This window comes from Pseudomonas sp. GZD-209, from assembly GCF_049310485.1.
Taxonomy (GTDB): domain Bacteria; phylum Pseudomonadota; class Gammaproteobacteria; order Pseudomonadales; family Pseudomonadaceae; genus Aquipseudomonas; species Aquipseudomonas sichuanensis.
In genome coordinates this window covers 18,041-36,144 of the sequence record NZ_JBMOWQ010000140.1, presented here as the reverse complement: position 1 = coordinate 36,144, position 18,104 = coordinate 18,041, and the positions used below count along the sequence as shown (strand labels likewise).

The following is an 18,104-nucleotide window of genomic DNA, read 5'->3' as shown; positions in this document are numbered from 1 at the left end:
CGAGGTTAATCCATGCACGACACCCACAACGAGCGCATGAGTGGCAGCGAAACCCGCGCCGCTAGCGGCCTGGCCCTGGTCTTTGCCTTTCGTATGCTGGGCATGTTCATGGTATTGCCGGTGCTGGCCACCTACGGCATGGACCTGGCCGGTGCCACGCCTACGCTGATCGGCCTGGCCATCGGCGCCTATGGCCTGACCCAGGCCGTGCTGCAGATTCCGTTCGGCATGATCTCCGACCGCATCGGCCGCCGCCCGGTGATCTACCTGGGCTTGGTGATCTTCGCCCTCGGCAGCGTGCTGGCGGCCCAGGCCGACTCGATCTGGGGCGTGATCGCCGGGCGCATCCTGCAAGGTGCCGGGGCCATTTCCGCAGCCGTCATGGCGCTGCTGTCCGACCTCACCCGCGAGCAACACCGCACCAAGGCCATGGCCATGATCGGCATGAGCATCGGCCTGTCGTTTGCCGTTGCCATGGTCGTCGGGCCGCTGCTGACTCGCGCCTTCGGCTTGTCAGGATTGTTCCTCGCCACTGCAGGACTTGCCCTGGTCGGTATCGCCCTGATCGCCTTCGTCGTGCCCAACACCCACAAGACCCTGCAGCACCGCGAGTCCGGCGTGGCCCGTCAGGCCCTGGGCCCGACCCTGCGCCATCCGGACCTTCTGCGCCTGGACGTGGGCATTTTCGTCCTGCACGCCATCCTCATGGCCAGCTTCGTCGCGCTGCCGCTGGCCTTCGTCGAGCGTGGCGGGCTGCCGAAGGAAGAGCACTGGTGGGTGTACCTGACCGCGCTGCTGGTTTCATTTTTTGCAATGATCCCCTTCATCATCTACGGCGAGAAGAAGCGCAAGATGAAACGCGTGCTGCTTGGCGCGGTCAGTGTGTTGCTGCTGGTGGAGCTGTTCTTCTGGCAGTGGGCTGACAACTTGCGCGGACTGGTGATCGGCACCGTGGTATTCTTTACCGCCTTCAACCTGTTGGAGGCATCCTTGCCTTCGCTGGTCAGCAAGGTGTCGCCCGCCGGTGGCAAAGGGACTGCAATGGGTGTGTACTCCACCAGTCAGTTCCTGGGTGCCGCGCTGGGAGGAATCATCGGTGGCTGGTTGTTCCAGCACGGTGGCCTGAGCATGGTGTTTCTCGGTTGCGCGGGGCTGTGTGCCCTGTGGCTGGTCACTGCGTTGCGCATGAACGAGCCGCCTTACGTGACCAGCCTGCGCATGCCGCTGACGCCAGAGGCAGTCCGGGAAGCCGGGCTTACCGAGCGCCTGATGGCCGTGCCGGGTGTGACCGACGCCGTGGTGGTGGCAGAAGAAGCCGCCATCTATATCAAACTGGATACGAAAATTTTGGACCGTGCGACCCTCGAGCGTCTGGTAAACCCAGCCTCTTCGGCGTGCGAAGCCTAGGAGAACGTTATGGCCCGTGGGGTTAACAAAGTCATTCTGGTCGGTACCTGCGGTCAGGATCCCGAAGTCCGCTACCTGCCCAACGGTAACGCCGTGACCAACCTGAGCCTGGCCACCAGCGAGCAGTGGACCGACAAGCAGTCCGGCCAGAAGGTCGAGCGCACCGAGTGGCACCGCGTTTCGCTGTTCGGCAAGGTTGCCGAAATCGCCGGCGAGTACCTGCGCAAAGGTTCGCAGGTGTACATCGAAGGCAAGCTGCAGACCCGCGAGTGGGAAAAAGACGGCATCAAGCGCTACACCACCGAGATCATTGTCGACATCAACGGCACCATGCAGCTGCTCGGCGGCCGTCCGCAGAACCAGCAAGGTGGCGGCGACCAGTACAACCAGGGTGGTGGCAACAACTACAACCAGGGTGGCGGCCAGCAGCAGTACAACCAGGCCCCGCGCCAGCAAGCCCAGCGTCCTCAGCAGGCGCCACAGCGCCCAGCGCCGCAGCAGCCGGCTCCGCAGCCAGCCGCTGACTTCGACAGCTTCGACGACGATATTCCGTTCTGATCGCAAGCGCTCGGCGTCACGCCAACTCGAAAAACCCAGGGCCTGTGCCCTGGGTTTTTTTATGGACCCTTGCGCAGTAACGCAATCACCGGCCGATGGCATATTGGCGCCAGGAATCTTGGCTTTGTCTGGCGCAACTGGTAGCGTGCGCGCCACGACGCACAGGGTGTGCGCAGGTCATCACAGGGAGCAGCACATGACAGTCGCCAATACCGTCATCACCGGCATTGAACTCGAGCAATTGCTGGACCGCCTCGACGGCGTCCTCCAGGACCATGGCGCGGCCGCGCTGCTGGAGCAGCTTCAGGCCGAGCCGCTGCAAGCCGACTCGATCGGCTCGATCGAGCGCCTGCATGTGCTGTGGGTCAACGCCGGTGACCTCCACGCCGCCACCCGCGTGCTCGAGCATGACGGCCAACGCCTGCTTGAACACTGCGACCCCGCCGCCCGCGCCGAAATGAGCATGTGCCTGCTGCTCAAGCGCCTGCGCCTGGCCAATTACCGCGACGACGAAGCGCTGCTGGAACAGCTGCTCGACCACGCCCAGGCCATGGCCCAGGTCGCGCCGGACTACGACGTCGAGCACTACCGCCGCGCGAGTATCTTCGAGCAGCTCGAGCAGCGCTCCCTGGCGCTGGCGCTCAAAGCCATCGATGCCCGCCACGCCCTGACCCTGCTCAACCCCGGGCGTGCCAGCCTGCGCGCCTGGGACCTGGCCGACCGCGCCTGCCGCCGCGCCTGGGCGCTGCACAATCACCAGCAGCAGGCCGAAGCCCGCGAGGTTGCCCTCGAAGCCGTGGCCGCGTTGCGCCAGGCCGGCCCGGACCAGGACATCGACCAGGGCGACTGGACCTGGCTGGGCAATGGCCTGATCGAGCTGATCCCGTTGCGCCTGGCCATGTTCGAGCAACCGGTGATGGCGCTGATCGCCGACCTGTCGCTGGCCCGGCGCCGCGAGTGGGAAGTGCGCCTGGCGCGCCTCGCCGCCCGGGCCATGCATGCCCAGGGCGACCTGCCGGGCGCCTTGCGCATCCTGCCGGCAGCAGCCATTGCCCTGGACAGCGATGGCGACAACAGCTTCATTGCCTTTGAGCTGCCCTGGCTGGTCGAGGCAGGCGAAATCGAACGGGCAGGGCGGCGAGCCTTCCACGAGATCTACGACCTGCGCGCAGCCGCCGCGCCCGTCGCGGCCCAGGTGGTGGTCGAGCGCCTGCTCGCCCAGGACCCGAGCGTCTGGTGGCCACTGTGCGTCATGCGCGCCTGTGACAGTGAAGAGGTGCTGGAGCACTTCCTGGCGTGCCTGCCGGCCCTCGACGAGTCGCCAGCGGGGAAGGGCGCGCTGCTCGAAGCGCTGTACGACGATGGCGAACAGCCCGAACAGCTCGCGCGCCTGTATGCCCTGGCCCTGGCCGACGCCCAGCGCATCGCCCCGCGCCACCCCTGGATCCTGCGCTTGCAGGCCGTGCGCGACCGGCAGGCCGGGCGCATCGACGCGGCCGCCGAGCTGGCCCTGCTGCAGGAAGCCTTCGCCAGCGGTCAGCTGGATGACCACCGCAGCAGCTATGCCCTGATGTACGCCACGGCCGATGCGCAGGGCCTGCTCGCCGCCTTGCACCTGCCAGCGTTCACCCTGGCCAGTGGCTACGACTACTACAACCACAGCGGCAAACTGTCGGGGTTGGTCGAGCACTTCATCGAAACCCTCACGCCAGAGCAGCAGGCAGAAGCCCGGCACTTGTGCGAGATGGTCCAGCGCGAGGGCTACGAGCGCGGCCAGGCATGCCTGGAGCGCTACTTCGCCACCGGCCAGGGGCATCGCGGCGACGGTTGCGCGCACCTGTACTCGATGCTGTGCAACAACCTGGCGATCAACTACCGCTACCTCAAGGGCCAGGAGCGCGTCGCGGCGTCCATCGAACTGCACCAGCGCGGCATCGACGCCAGCCCCTTCGCCGAGCACTACGACGGCCTGCTCAACGCCCAGCTCGCCCTCGACGACCACGCCGCAGTGTGCCAGGCGGCGGAAGCCCTGTGGCACTTCGTCCTTGCTCATGGCTACGGTCGCCACGACCCGGATGAGTACATCGGCAAGGTCGCCAGGGCGCTGTATTTCCTCGACCGCGACCACGAGATCACGATCTGGCTGCAACGACTGCTCGACTGGCAAGCCGAGCAGGAAATCACCGATCAGCAAGTGGACTACGACGGCCTGCGCTGCCGGCTGAAAGTAGCCCTGCACCTGGCCCCCACCCAGCCGGACGCCGCGCTGGCGCTGTGGCAGCGCTTTGAAGCGATCATCGTTGGCCACAACGACACGCTGCTGACCTGGGATGCCGGTGACCTGTTCAAGAACCTCGGCCGCAAGGATGAAGCCATCGCCCGCTACACTGCCGCGCTGGCCCTGTGTGCCGGCAGCGAGGCGCCCCACGACGTGGCCAACGCCGCCACCCTGCGCCAGATCATCGACGAGATGCAGCAGGAGCCGGTACAGGCGCCTGCGGCCAAGCGCTGGTGGCAAGTGTGGAAATGATCGCCACCCCGCGCGCTGGCGCCTACGCGCCGCGCAACCTGCTCAACGCCGAAGCGCTCAAGCGCCGCCTAGAGCAACGCAGCCAGGCCCGGGGCGACGAAGCGTCGGTGCGCAGCTGGCTGCTCAACCATTTCTACCGCCAGCTGGTCGGCAACTTCGAGCCAGTGCACAGGGTGCACAGCCTCGAGCAGGCCGCGACCTTGCTGCAAGGCCAGGCCGTACCGGCCTGGGTCGGCCGCCACCTGGAACAGGCGGCCAAGGCGGACGGCGCCGTGACGCTCGCCTGGCTCGACCCGGAACACCCTGCGGTGCTGGAGCAGGAGGCGATGCTGGTGGAGTTCCTCGCCGCGCGCAAAGGCACGGCGCTGTACGGCAAGCTCGAACGCATCAACTGCCCGCAGGCCCTGGCGCTGTGGCACCAGGAACACGCCCGCATGGCCGCGCGCCAGGCCCAGGGTTGGCGCCAGAGCCGGCCCGAGGCCGTGCGCCAGGTGGTCGAATGCGCCGAGCACGCGTTGGTCGAGCTGCTGCCGGACGGCCCGCACCTGCGCGAGGAAATGGCCTACGAAAGCTACGTGATGCGCCACTGCCTCGGCCAGTTCGCCGACCGTCGTGCCCTGCACGGCGGCTACGGCGAAAGCTACGCCGAGGCCGTCGAGGCCGGGCGCATGCGCATCTTCAGCCTGCGCGATGGCCAGGGCCAGCCGCACATCACCATCAGCCTGCTGGTCATGGCCGACGGCAGCCTGCGCCTCGACCAGCTCAAGGGCAAACAGAACCGCCCGCCGATCGCCCGCTACCTGGACGACGTGCTCAGGTGCCTGAATGCGCTGGGCGCCGACCGGCAAACGCCGGCGGATTGCCTGGCCATCGGAGTGGTGCGCTGTGACGCGGGCTGGTGCCGGCTGGAAGCGGTGACCGACCCCGCAACCCAGGCGCGGCTGATCGCCCAGCACCCGCAGTTGTTCGACCGTTTCGCCGCGCCCTCGGCGCTGGTGGAATGGCTGGTGGCGGCGCGTCAGCCCGAACAGTTGCGGGCGACGCCACCGCGTACCGCCACGTTGCGCTACGCCTTGCGCCACCTGCTTGGCCAGCCCGCACATGACGGCCCGGTCTATGCCACCGAAGCCGTGACCTGGCCCGGCATGACCGCGGCCATGGCCGCTGGCATCGCCGATTGGCTATCCACCCACCGCTGAGGCTATTGCGATGTTGATCTTCCTGGGCATGCTGGTCGCCACTTGGCTCCTTGCACGCTGGCTGCGCCCGCGCGCACCGGATTTCGAGCTGTTCAGCCCCCGCAAGCATCTTGCACTGGCGCTGGCGAGCCCCATGGCAGACGCCATGCAAGTGGACGGCTTCTACAACAAGCACTGCATGAACTTCACCCAAAGTGCCCAGGACTTCCTGCGCATACCCTTGCTGCACATCGCCGGCCTGCAAGGCAGCGCCAGCGACGAAGAGATCCAGCGCTACTTCGCCACGGACTTCGAGCGCCAGTGGTTCCGCCTCGACCTGCTCAACTTGCAACCGACCGACGACCCGCGTGCCTCGCTGGCCTTCGCCTGCCTGCGCTGCGCCTTTCTTGTGCGCTGCGCCCTGTTGCTGGGTTGGCTGGCGCCCGACATTGGCTGGCGCGTGCTGTTGCTCAACGCCCAGCGCGCCCAGGACTGTTTCGATGGCTGGGCGGATTTCGGCGCGGCCTACCTTGCCGGTCGTCGGCAATGGGTCGGGGCCTTTCGCGCCGATTCGCTGGGTCTTTTTGACGAGCAGCGGCTTCAGGCATTACTGGCGCCCGAGGGGCGTTGGGCCGGCCTGCCATGGCGCGAAGTGCCTGCGTTGAGTCCAGAACTTCAGCCGGCGTGAGCGCATGTTTTTTGTTGCAAGATGTTGGGGTTTTCGATGTAGGAATACTCTGAAACCCCATTCAAGTAATTGAATTTCGAGCGTATCACTGATTGCTGTTGCAGCCCCTCAATGAAATCTGATGATGGCTCTAACATGTGTTGTTGCTTATGTGTGTGAAAGTTAAGTTAAAACTACGGAATATTGTTGCAAGCAATAACCTGACAACTTTCCCGTGTGGGTCAGGGTATATATGAGTGCCATCAGGGAAACCCCTAGAGGCCCAATGCATCAGCGTTTGCTATCCATTTGAGTGATTGCAAAGTGTTATTGATAGCATTAGGCTACTCAGCCGTTTGATCGACTGCCCACCGGATTGTGGGCTGAATCAATAGAACTTCCAGATCGACAAATCCTGAACGTCAGTTCCAGGGTCGATGGCGAGGTTCTAACTGTGAGAAAAGGATGTCCTACTCTTCGAAACTGGCCGCGCGCTATCTTGAACTTGGCAAAAATGCTGTCTCCCCCGGCTCTTTCGGCGGTGAAGACGTGCGTTTTTCCACCGAGTTCGAAGCCCTCGAAAACGAGCTGACCCGCGCCCAGTCGATCCACGCCAGCGGCCAGGTGGACTGGCTGAAAATCCTCGAGAACAGCGAAGCGCTATTGCGCGACCAGTCCAAGGATCTGCGCGTGGCCTCGTGGTTCACCTGGGCCCTGTTCCAGCGTGAATCCTACGCCGGCCTGCTGGCTGGCATCAGCGTGCTGCGCGAGCTGTGCGAGCAGCATTGGGACGACGTCCACCCCGCCAAACCCCGTACCCGTTCCGCCGCCATCGGCTGGCTGGTGCCGCGCCTCGAACAGGCGCTGGGTGCCGACATCGCCATCAAGGAGCAGTTGCCGCTGTTCCAGCAGATGGTCGAGCAGTTAAGCGGCCTGGAGGCGGCGCTGTCCGCCCGGCTGGGGGACGACGCGCCCCTGCTGCTGCCGATCTGCCGCGCACTCAAGGGCCAGGTCCAGCGCTCCGCCGACAACGAACCACAACCCGGCGCAGTCGGCGCCATCGTCGCCCAGGTCAAGCAGGCCGCCACCCAACTGTTCACCCCCGGCGAGCCGGTGGAGAACGAAAAGGACGCCAACAAGGCCCTGCGCGCCCAGCAAGAGCAGGGCCGGCAGCTGTGCGTATGGTGGCAGCGGCAGAAAGCCACCGACCTGCGCGCCCTGCGCCTGAACCGCACGTTGCTGTGGTTGCCCATCGAAGCGATGCCCGAGCGCAACGCCGAGAACGTCACCGCCCTGCGCGGCCTGCCCGCCGACAAACTCAAGAGCTACAAGGATCGCTTCGAGCAGGGCAACTACGCCGACCTGCTGGTGGAGCTGGAAAACAGCGTGGCCAAGGCGCCGTTCTGGTTCGATGGCCAGCGCCTGGTGTGGGAATGCTGCCAGGCCCTGAACGTCGAAGCCGGCATGCGCGAAGTGGAGATGAACTTCGCCTCGCTGTTGCAACGCCTGCCTAGCGTCGTCGAGCTCAAGTTCCACGACGGCACCCCGTTCGCCGACCCCGAGACCCGCGCCTGGGTCGCCGCCCAGGTCACCCCCCACCTGCAAACCGCCGCGGCCCAGCCAGTGGCCGAGCCCGGCGTGCGCCATGCGCCCTGGGACGAAGCCCTGGAGGCGAGCCTGCCGATCCTGCGCAAGGACGGCCTCAAGAGCGCGGTGCAGCACCTCAAGCAGCAGATGCAGGGCGCCCATGGCGGGCGCGAGCGCTTTTTCTGGCAACTGAGCCAGGCGCGCCTCTGCTACACGGCCAAGAAATACGAACTGGCCAAGACCCAACTGGAAGCCCTCGACGAGCAACTGCGCCAATCCGGCCTGGATGCCTGGGAGCCAGACCTGTCGTTGCAGGTATTGCACCTGTTGCACACCTGCTGCGAGCTGCTGCCGCAGAACCATGTGGTGCGCGAACGCAAGGACGAGATCTACCGCAGGCTGTGCCACCTCGATCTCGAAGTCGTACTCGAATAGGCCCAAGGGCCATAACCCTCAAGGAGAAAACCAATGGCCAAAGAAGGCTCGGTAGCCCCCAAGGAACGCATCAACGTTACCTTCAAACCCGCCACCGGCGGAGCTCAGGAAGAGATCGAACTGCCGTTGAAGCTGCTGGCGATCGGTGACTACACCCTGCGTGCCGACGATCGCAAGATCGAAGACCGCAAGCCGATCAGCATCGACAAGATGAACTTCGACGAAGTGCTGGCCAAGCAGGAACTGAGCATGACCCTGGCCGTGCCGAACCGCCTGCAGGAAGGCGCCGAAGGCGACGAGCTGGCGGTGAGCCTGCGCGTCAACACCATGAAGGACTTCAACCCGGCCAGCCTGGTCGAGCAAGTCCCAGAGCTGAAGAAGCTGATGGAGCTGCGCGAAGCCCTGGTTGCCCTGAAAGGCCCGCTGGGCAACGCCCCGGCCTTCCGCAAGGCCATCGAGGGTGTGCTGGCCGACAACGAGTCCCGCGAGCGCGTGCTCGGCGAGCTGGGCCTGAACGCTCAGCCGGACGCCTGATCCCCCTAGTCAAGGAAGCCTAATTGCCATGAGCACCGCAGCAGAGCAACAGAGCGCCGAGAACAGCGAATTCAGCATTCTCGACAGCATCATCGCCGAAACCCGCCTGACCCCGGATGACGAAGCCTACGACATCGCCAAGCGCGGCGTGTCGGCCTTCATCGAAGAACTGCTCAAGCCGCAGAATGACGGCGAGCCGGTCAAGAAAGCGCTGGTCGACCGCATGATCGCCGAGATCGATGCCAAACTCAGCCGCCAGATGGACGAGATCCTCCACCACCCGGACTTCCAGTCCATGGAGTCCGCCTGGCGCGGCCTGCAGTTGCTGGTCGACCGCACCAACTTCCGCGAAAACATCAAGATCGAGATCCTCAACGTCTCCAAGCAGGACCTGCTGGACGACTTCGAAGACTCGCCGGAAGTCATGCAGGCTGGCCTGTACAAGCACATCTACACCGCTGAATACGGCCAGTTCGGTGGCCAGCCGGTTGGCGCGGTCATCGCCAACTACTTCATGTCGCCGAGCTCGCCCGACGTCAAGCTGATGCAGTACGTCTCCAGCGTCGCCTGCATGTCCCACGCGCCGTTCATCGCCGCGGCCGGCCCGAAATTCTTCGGCCTCGAAAGCTTCACCGGCCTGCCAGACCTGAAGGACCTGAAGGATCACTTCGAAGGCCCGCAGTTCACCAAGTGGCAGAGCTTCCGCGAGTCCGAGGACGCGCGCTACATCGGCCTGACCGTGCCGCGTTTCCTGCTGCGCAACCCGTACGACCCGGAAGAGAACCCGGTCAAGTCGTTCGTCTACAAGGAAACCGTGGCCAACAGCCACGAGCACTACCTGTGGGGCAACACCGCCTACGCCTTCGGCACCAAGCTGACCGACAGCTTCGCCAAGTTCCGCTGGTGCCCGAACATCATCGGCCCGCAGAGCGGTGGCGCGGTTGAAGACCTGCCGCTGCACCACTTCGAGAGCATGGGCGAGATCGAGACCAAGATCCCGACCGAAGTACTGGTGTCCGACCGTCGCGAGTACGAGCTGGCCGAAGAGGGCTTCATCGCCCTGACCATGCGCAAGGGCAGCGACAACGCGGCGTTCTTCTCGGCCAACTCGGCGCAGAAACCGAAGTTCTTCGGCATCAGCGCCGAAGGCAAGACTGCCGAGCTGAACTACAAGCTGGGCACCCAGCTGCCGTACATGATGATCGTCAACCGCCTGGCCCACTACATCAAAGTCCTGCAGCGCGAGCAGCTGGGCTCCTGGAAGGAACGCACCGACCTGGAGCTGGAACTGAACAAGTGGATCCGCCAGTACGTGGCCGACCAGGAGAACCCGAGCGCCGAAGTGCGTGGCCGTCGTCCGCTGCGCGCCGCCCAGGTGATCGTCAGCGACGTGGAAGGTGAGCCGGGCTGGTACCGCGTCAGCCTGAACGTGCGTCCGCACTTCAAGTACATGGGCGCCGACTTCACCCTGTCGCTGGTCGGCAAGCTGGACAAGGAGTAAGCGACGATGGGCAATGGTTACGGAAGCCTGTTCGAGCGCCTGAGCGGCGAAGCCGACCAGCGCGCCAACTGGCGGCGTGAAGACGCCGCCATGGCTTCCGTGGCCGCTCATCTTGCGAAGATGCTCAGCACCCGGGCCGGCAGCGTGCAGACGCTCGCCGACTACGGGCTGCCCGACCTCAACGACATGCGCCTGAGCCTGCACGACGCGCTCAGCCAGGCACGCCGGGCCATCGAGTACTTCATCGAAGCCTACGAACCGCGCATGTCCGATGTCCGGGTGGTGTCCCGCCCGCGTGATCACGATCAGCTCAAGCTGGCTTTCAGCATCGAAGGCCAGCTTGAGGTGGACGGAATCAAGCGCCAGGTCAGTTTTGCCGCGCGCCTGGATGGCAGCGGGCAAGTCAGAGTCAGTCAAGGAGACGAGTGATGTTGCGCCTCCCATAGCCTGAGTTTTCCCCCAACCCTTGCGCGGCAAACGGTCGGCCCTGTGGCCCGGCCCCGCGCATGCGCAGTACCGGCCACTGGCGGTACCCGAGAGCTGAATTCAGGCGGAACGACGGATGTCCTTCAATTACTACTACCAAAGCGAGCTGACGGCACTGCGCCAGCTGGGGCGGCGTTTTGCCGAACGCAGCCCGGCGCTGGCGCCGTACCTCGGCCAGGCCGGGCGCGACCCGGACGTCGAGCGCTTGCTTGAAGGTTTTGCCTTCCTCACCGGCCGCCTGCGGCAGAAGCTCGACGACGAACTGCCCGAGCTGACCCACTCGCTGATGCACCTGCTGTGGCCGAACTACATGCGCCCGCTGCCGGCCTTCAGCATCTTGCAGTTCGACCCCCTGCGCCAGGCCGGCCCGGCGCTGCGGGTCGAACGTGACACCCCGGTGGAAGGGCGGCCGATCGAGGGCGTCAGTTGCCGCTTTCGCACCTGCTACCCCACCGAAGTTTTGCCCCTGCGCCTGAGCGCGCTGAACTACTCGCTCAATGGCCAGGGCGCACTGCTCAGCCTGCGCCTGGACATGAACTGCGACGGCAACCTGGGCGACGTCAAGCTCAGCAAGCTGCGCCTGCACCTGGCCGGCGAGCGCTACATCAGCCAGATGCTCTACCTGAGCCTGCTGCGCGGTCTGGCCGGCATCGAGCTGATGCCGCTGGACAGCCACGGCAAACCGATGGTCAACGCCAAGGGCGAGCCGCTGCTGCTGCGTGCACCGGCGGCCAAGGTGCACCCGGTGGGCTTCGCCGAGGAAGAGGCGCTGATTCCCTACCCGCTGAACACCTTCCGCGGCTACCGCTTCCTGCAGGAGTACTTCGCCTTCCAGGACAAGTTCCTGTTCGTCGACGTGACCGGCCTGGACGTGCTGCAGAGCCTGCCCGAGGAAACCCTCAAGCAGGTGCATGGCGTCGAGCTGCGCTTCGACATCCGCCAGGGCGAGGCCCAGCGCCTGCGCCCGACCCTGGACAACGTCAAGCTGTACTGCACGCCGATCGCCAACCTGTTCAAGCACGACGCCCTGCCTATCCGTCTGGATGGCAAGCAGGACGAATACCTGCTGCTGCCGGCCGAGCTCGACCCCGAGCACTGCGGGGTGTTCTCGGTTGACGGCGTTACCGGCTGGAGCCCCGGCGGCCTCGGCTACCAGAGCTACGTACCCTTCGAATCGTTCGAGCACGACGCCAGCTTCGACGTGCCGGAGAACCGCTCGCACTACAGCATCCGCCAGCGCTCCTCGCTGCTGCATGACGGCCTCGACACCTACTTGAGCTTCGGCGTGCACCAGGCCGAATCCCACGAGACGCTGTCGATCGAGCTCACCTGCACCAACCAGAACCTGCCGCGGCGCCTGAAGCTCGGCGACATCTGCATGCTCAGCGAAGAGACCCCCGAGTTCCTCACCTTCCGCAACATCACCCCGGTCACCGCCAGCTACGCGCCGCCGCTGAACCGCGACTTCCTGTGGAAGCTGATCAGCAACATGTCGCTGAACTACCTGTCGCTGGCCGACGTTGATGCACTCAAGGTGATCCTCGAAACCTACGACCTGCCGCGTTACTACGACCAGCACGCGGAAAAGGTCAGCCGCCGCCTGCTTGGCGGGCTCAAGGCGATCCGCCACCAGCACGTCGACCGCCTGCACCGAGGCCTGCCGCTGCGCGGCCTGCGCACCGAACTGACAATCGACCCGGAGGGCTACATCGGCGAGGGCGACCTGTTCGTCTTCGCCTCGGTGCTCAATGAATTCTTCGCACTCTACGCCAGCCTCAACTCGTACCACGAGCTGCGGGTGAAAAGCACACAGGGGGAGGTGTACCAATGGACACCACGCATGGGCCTGCAACCGCTGCTGTAAGCCGGCTGAGCCGGAGCATCCGCGAGTACTCGCTGTTCCAGGCCGTGCTGCTGGTCATGGAACAGCTGCGCGAGGCGTACCCGTACCTGGAAGACGAAGAGCTCTACGACCTGGTCGAGTTCCAGGCCAACCCCAGCCTCGGTTTCCCCGGCAGCGACGTCGACCGCATCGAGTTCTTCCGCGAGCACGGCCAGTTGCGCGCGCGCATGCGCTTCAACCTGATCGGCCTGGTCGGCTCCAGCTCGCCGCTGCCGGCGTTCTATGGCGAACAGGCGCTGGGCGACAACGAGGACGGCAACCCCACGCGGATGTTCCTCGACCTGTTCCACCACCGCCTGCAACGCCTGATGCTGCCGATCTGGCGCAAGTACCGCTACCGCGCCAGCTTCGAGAGCGGCGCGCTGGATGGCTTCTCGTCGCACCTGTTCGCCCTGATCGGCCTGGGCGGCGACCAGATCCGCCAGGCCAAGGAACTGAACTGGAAACGCCTGCTGCCGTACCTCGGCGTACTCAGCCTGCGCGCCCACTCGGCGGCGCTGATCGAGGCCGTGCTGCGTTACTACTTCAAGCACGCCGACCTGGTGATCGAGCAGTGCCTGGAACGGCGCGTCGACATCCTCGAAGAGCAGTGCAACCGCCTGGGGCTGGCCAACAGCCTGCTGGGCGAGGACGCCGTGCTGGGCGAGCGCGTGCGCGACCGCAGCGGCAAGTTCCGCATCCACATCACCCAGCTGGACTGGCAGCGCTTTCACGAATTCCTGCCGATCGGTTTCGGCTACCAGCCGCTGTGCGCGCTGACCCGCTTCACCCTGCGCGACCCGCTGGACTACGACATCCGCCTGGAGTTGCGCCGTGAAGAGATCCGCGAACTGCGCATCGGCGAACAGAACGTCTGCCACCTGGGCTGGACCAGCTGGCTGGGTCGCGAGCGCGCCGATGGCGTGGTGACCCTGGGAAGCAAAATTCATTAAGGACCAATGGCCATGATCAACGTAGACCTGCAACAACTCGTCCAGGCCCTGGACGCCGACAGCCGCCGCGACCTGGAGCGCTCCGCCGAGCGCTGCGTCGCCCGCGGCGGCAGCAAGATCCTCATCGAGGACCTGCTGCTGGGCCTGCTCGAGCGCCCCGACAGCCTGTTGCAGCGTGCGCTGCAGGACGCCGCGATCGATACCGGTGCGTTCAGCGCCGCGCTGCAACCCAATGTCGAACACAGCGCCACCCGCAACCCGGTGTTTGCCCCGGAGCTGGTGCAGTGGCTGCAGGACGCGTTGCTGGTCTCCAACCTCGAGCTGGGCCAGAGCCAGGTCGACCAGGCTGCGCTGATCCTCGGCCTGCTGCGCAACCCGCTGCGCTATGCCGGCAGCCGCTACCACAAGCTGCTCGGCGGCCTGGATATCGAACGCCTCAAGGGCTACGCCCTGGCCCAGCAACCGGCTGCCGCCAAGGCCCCCGGCGCGCCCCAGGGCGAATCGATGTTGCAGCGCTTCACCCACAACCTCACCCAGCAGGCCCGTGACGGCAAGCTCGACCCGGTCCTGTGCCGCGACGCGTCGATCCGCCAGATGATCGATATCCTCGCTCGCCGCCGCAAGAACAACCCGATCGTGGTCGGCGAAGCCGGCGTGGGCAAGACCGCCGTGGTCGAAGGCCTGGCCGCGCGCATCGTCGCCGGCGAAGTGCCGCCGGCCCTGCAAGGGGTCGACCTGCTGGCGCTGGACATGGGCCTGCTGCAGGCTGGCGCCAGCGTCAAAGGTGAGTTCGAGCGCCGCCTCAAGGGGGTGATCGACGAGGTCAAGGCCGCGCCGCGCCCGGTGATCCTGTTCATCGACGAAGCCCACACCCTGATCGGCGCCGGCGGTAACGCCGGTGGCTCCGACGCCGCCAACCTGCTCAAGCCAGCCCTGGCCCGTGGCGAGCTGCGCACCATCGCCGCCACCACCTGGGCCGAGTACAAGAAGTACTTCGAGAAAGACCCGGCCCTGGCCCGTCGCTTCCAGCCGGTGCAACTGCTCGAACCCACCGTGGGCGAGGCGGTGACCATTCTGCGTGGCCTGGCCCAGCTGTACGAGAAGAGCCACGGCATCTACCTGCGCGACGACGCCGTGGTCGCTGCCGCCGAACTGTCGGCGCGCTACCTGACCGGCCGGCAGCTGCCCGACAAGGCCGTCGACGTGCTCGACACCGCCTGCGCCCGGGTGCGCATAAGCCTGGCTGCCGCCCCCGACAGCCTCGAGCGCCTGCGTGCCGAACTGGCCGAGGGCGAGCGCCAGCGCAACGCCCTGCGCCGTGACGCCGAGGCGGGCCTGGCCATCGACCACGAGGCCTTCGCCGCCCTCGAGCAGCGCCTGGCCGAAGCCCACGGGCAAGAGATCGAACTGGCCGCCCGCTGGGCCCGTCAGCGTGAGCTGGCCGAGCAGGTACTGGAGCTGCGCCAGCAGGTTGCCAACGCCGCCGTCGCACCAGCCGCGCAAGCCGAAGGCGAGGAGGGCGAGGCCGTCGTCGAAGGCGAAAGCCGCGAACAGCTGCAACAACGCCTGGCCGAGACCCATCAGGCCCTGCTCGACGCCCAGGCCGAAGAACGCCTGGTCAGCGCCGAAGTGTGCCCACGCCTGGTGGCCGAGGTGATCAGCGCCTGGACCGGCGTTCCGCTGAGCCAGCTGGCCCGCGAGCACAACGCCAAGGTGATCACCTTCGCCGACGACCTGCGCGCCCGCATCCGTGGCCAGGAGCAGGCCGTGCATGCGCTCAACCGCTCCATGCGCGCCACCGCCGCCGGCCTGAACAAGCCCGACGCACCGGTGGGCGTGTTCCTGCTGGTCGGCCCCAGCGGCGTCGGCAAGACCGAGACCGCGCTGGCGCTGGCCGACCTGCTGTACGGCGGCGACCGCTTCATCACCACCATCAACATGTCCGAGTTCCAGGAGAAGCACACCGTCTCGCGCCTGATCGGCGCGCCGCCCGGCTACGTCGGTTACGGCGAAGGCGGCATGCTCACCGAGGCGGTGCGCCAGAAGCCGTATTCGGTGGTGCTGCTGGACGAGGTGGAGAAGGCCGACCCGGACGTGCTCAACCTGTTCTACCAGATCTTCGACAAGGGCGTGGCCAACGACGGCGAAGGCCGCCAGATCGACTTCCGCAATACGCTGATCCTGATGACCTCCAACCTGGCCAGCGACCAGATCAGCGCCCTCTGCGAAAACGGCGAGCGCCCTGACGCCGAGCTGCTCGAACAGCACATCCGCCCGGCGCTCAGCCGCCACTTCAAGCCGGCGCTGCTGGCGCGCATGCGCGTGGTGCCGTACTACCCGGTGGGCGGCCCGGTGCTGCGCGAGCTGATCGAGATCAAGCTGGGCCGCCTGGGCGAGCGTTTGCAGCGTCGGCAACTGGGGTTCAGCCACTGCCAGGCGCTGGTCGACCACCTGGCCGAGCGCTGCAGCCAGAGCGAAGCCGGCGCGCGCCTGATCGACCACCTGATCGACACCCACGTGCTGCCCAAGGTCGCCGACCGCCTGCTCGACGCCATGGCCAGCGGCGAGGCGATCAGCCGCGTACACGCCACCCTCGACGGGGATGCCGGCGTGACCTGCGAGTTCGCCTGAGGTGGGGGTGATGTTCACGCACGTGCCCCAACCGCTGGCCTACGCCGAAGCGCTGCTGGGCACCTTCACCGAGCTGGCGCGGGCAACTGACGAGCAAGGCCTGCTGCAGGCACTGGTGCCGGCCGTGGCCGAGCTCAGCGGCTGCCCGCTGGTGCAGGTCTACCTGCTCGACCCGACCCACACCCGGCTCGGGCTCGAAGCCGCCTGGCTCGACGGGCGGCTGCTGGCGCGTGACTGCTCCAGCCTGCCGGCCGACTACAACGGCGAGCAGCTGTTGCAGTTCGCCCTGTGCCAGAACCGCGTGGTGAACATCAGCGACCTCTGCGCCAGCCTGTTCGACACCAGCTTCCTGCCCAGCCAGGCCACGCCCTGGCAAGCGCTGCTGGCGGTGCCCCTGCTGACCGCGCAACAGCGGGTGGCCGGGGTGCTGTTGTGCGTGAACCGCGTGCGCGGCGGGCTTGAAGCCTTCGCCGACTCCCTCGGCCAGCTCGGCAGCTTCACCATGGGCCAACTGCAACTGCTGCGCCGCCTGCACCAGCCCGGGGCACAGCCCCAGGCGACTGGCCGCGCCCCGGTGGCCGCCAGCAGCTACGGCCTGATCGGGCAGAGCCCGGCCATGCGCCAGACCTGCCAGATGATCAGCAAGGTCCTGCACAGCCCCTACACCGTGCTGCTGCGCGGCGAGACCGGCACCGGCAAGGAACTGGTGGCCCGCGCCATCCACGACTACGGCCCGCGCCGCTCCGGCGCGCTGGTGGTACAGAACTGCGCAGCCTTCCCCGAGAGCCTGCTGGAGAGCGAACTGTTCGGCTACCGCAAAGGCGCCTTCACTGGCGCGGACCGCGACCGCCCTGGGCTGTTCGATGCCGCCGACGGCGGCACCCTGCTGCTCGACGAGATCGGCGACATGCCCCTGGCCCTGCAGGCCAAGCTGCTGCGCGTGCTGCAAGAGGGCGAGATCCGCCCGCTGGGCGCCAACGTCACCCACAAGATCGACGTGCGCATCATCGCCGCCACCCACCGCGACCTGGCGCAGCTGGTCGCCGACGGCCTGTTCCGCGAAGACCTCTACTACCGCCTGGCGCAGTTCCCCATCGAGCTGCCGCCGCTGCGCCAGCGCGTCGGCGATGTCATCACCCTGGCCCGGCACTTCTGCGACAAGGCCTGCACTTTCCTGCAGCGCAGCCCGGTTGGCTGGACCCAGGCCGCTCTCGATCACCTCGAAAGCTACGCCTTCCCCGGCAACGTGCGCGAGCTCAAGGGCCTGGTGGAGCGCGCGGTGCTGCTGTGCGAAGGCGACGCGCTGGAGGTCGGCCACTTCTCGTTGAACCTGGCCGAACCGCCGCCCGAAGACAACGAGCTGAACCTGCGCGAGCGCCTCGAGAAGGTCGAGCGCAGCCTGCTGCTCGACTGCCTGCGCAAGCACGACGGCAACCAGACCCTGGCCGCCCGCGAACTCGGGCTGCCGCGGCGCACCCTGCTGTACCGGCTGGGGCGCCTGAACATCCAGATCGGCGATTGCGAGGGCTGACCGGCATGACCCCGACACTTACTCCCTTTACCCCAGGCGCACCCGTAACGGTGCCTGCCTCATCCGCACATGGAGCCGCCCCCATGCTTCACCGTTACTGCCGGGCCAGCTTGCTGGCCCTGCTCACCGCGTTCGCCCTGGCCGGTTGCACAGGCAACTACAAGTTCGACGACGACAGCTACCGCCCCCTGGGAGATCCCCAGGCCCTCAACCGTGACAACTGA

General features: G+C 66.3%; 14 protein-coding genes. All 14 read left to right on the top strand.

Annotation, left to right across the window (positions count from 1 at the left end):
• Positions 1–12: 12 nt before the first annotated feature.
• The 14 genes from ACO6VM_RS16520 to ACO6VM_RS16455 all read left to right on the top strand — a co-directional run bounded on the left by ACO6VM_RS16520 (position 13) and on the right by ACO6VM_RS16455 (position 18,104).
• A complete protein-coding gene (locus ACO6VM_RS16520; RefSeq protein ID WP_110996354.1) occupies positions 13–1,407 on the top strand; it encodes an MFS transporter in 1,395 nt (464 codons plus the stop codon).
• Positions 1,408–1,416: 9 nt separating this feature from the next.
• Complete coding sequence (locus ACO6VM_RS16515; protein ID WP_110996355.1) at positions 1,417–1,965, top strand: single-stranded DNA-binding protein; 549 nt, start codon at positions 1,417–1,419, stop codon at positions 1,963–1,965.
• 196 nt (positions 1,966–2,161) lie between these two features.
• Entirely contained in the window at positions 2,162–4,495 is a 2,334-nt protein-coding gene (locus ACO6VM_RS16510; RefSeq protein WP_422403547.1) for a hypothetical protein, read from the top strand.
• On the top strand, positions 4,492–5,694 hold the full coding sequence (locus ACO6VM_RS16505; protein ID WP_422403546.1) for a hypothetical protein: 1,203 nt from the start codon (positions 4,492–4,494) through the stop codon (positions 5,692–5,694). The genes ACO6VM_RS16510 and ACO6VM_RS16505 overlap by 4 nt, the downstream gene beginning before the upstream one ends.
• A 10-nt stretch (positions 5,695–5,704) precedes the next feature.
• Positions 5,705–6,361 carry a DUF1266 domain-containing protein gene (locus ACO6VM_RS16500; RefSeq protein ID WP_422403545.1) on the top strand — a complete coding sequence of 219 codons (657 nt, stop codon included), beginning with the start codon at positions 5,705–5,707 and terminating at the stop codon, positions 6,359–6,361.
• 444 nt (positions 6,362–6,805) lie between these two features.
• The gene (gene tssA, locus ACO6VM_RS16495; protein ID WP_422403544.1) at positions 6,806–8,362 is read left to right on the top strand and encodes a type VI secretion system protein TssA; all 1,557 of its coding nucleotides are present in this window, start codon (positions 6,806–6,808) and stop codon (positions 8,360–8,362) included.
• A 33-nt stretch (positions 8,363–8,395) separates the two neighbouring features.
• Positions 8,396–8,896: a type VI secretion system contractile sheath small subunit gene (tssB, locus tag ACO6VM_RS16490; RefSeq protein WP_110996291.1), complete on the top strand. Its 501-nt coding sequence runs from the start codon at positions 8,396–8,398 to the stop codon at positions 8,894–8,896.
• 28 nt (positions 8,897–8,924) lie between these two features.
• Positions 8,925–10,397 (top strand): type VI secretion system contractile sheath large subunit, encoded by a 1,473-nt coding sequence (tssC, locus tag ACO6VM_RS16485; protein WP_110996292.1) that lies wholly within the window; start codon positions 8,925–8,927, stop codon positions 10,395–10,397.
• A gap of 6 nt (positions 10,398–10,403) precedes the next feature.
• Complete coding sequence (tssE, locus tag ACO6VM_RS16480; RefSeq protein WP_125462391.1) at positions 10,404–10,826, top strand: type VI secretion system baseplate subunit TssE; 423 nt, start codon at positions 10,404–10,406, stop codon at positions 10,824–10,826.
• 133 nt (positions 10,827–10,959) lie between these two features.
• The gene (gene tssF, locus ACO6VM_RS16475; RefSeq protein WP_401057921.1) at positions 10,960–12,747 is read left to right on the top strand and encodes a type VI secretion system baseplate subunit TssF; all 1,788 of its coding nucleotides are present in this window, start codon (positions 10,960–10,962) and stop codon (positions 12,745–12,747) included.
• Positions 12,711–13,718 carry a type VI secretion system baseplate subunit TssG gene (gene tssG, locus ACO6VM_RS16470; RefSeq protein ID WP_125462392.1) on the top strand — a complete coding sequence of 336 codons (1,008 nt, stop codon included), beginning with the start codon at positions 12,711–12,713 and terminating at the stop codon, positions 13,716–13,718. The genes tssF and tssG overlap by 37 nt, the downstream gene beginning before the upstream one ends.
• 6 nt (positions 13,719–13,724) lie before the next feature.
• Positions 13,725–16,349: a type VI secretion system ATPase TssH gene (gene tssH, locus ACO6VM_RS16465; protein ID WP_422403543.1), complete on the top strand. Its 2,625-nt coding sequence runs from the start codon at positions 13,725–13,727 to the stop codon at positions 16,347–16,349.
• 10 nt (positions 16,350–16,359) lie between these two features.
• Positions 16,360–17,880 carry a sigma 54-interacting transcriptional regulator gene (locus ACO6VM_RS16460; RefSeq protein WP_401057923.1) on the top strand — a complete coding sequence of 507 codons (1,521 nt, stop codon included), beginning with the start codon at positions 16,360–16,362 and terminating at the stop codon, positions 17,878–17,880.
• A gap of 83 nt (positions 17,881–17,963) precedes the next feature.
• The gene (locus ACO6VM_RS16455) at positions 17,964–18,104 is read left to right on the top strand and encodes a type VI secretion protein (RefSeq protein ID WP_125462395.1); all 141 of its coding nucleotides are present in this window, start codon (positions 17,964–17,966) and stop codon (positions 18,102–18,104) included.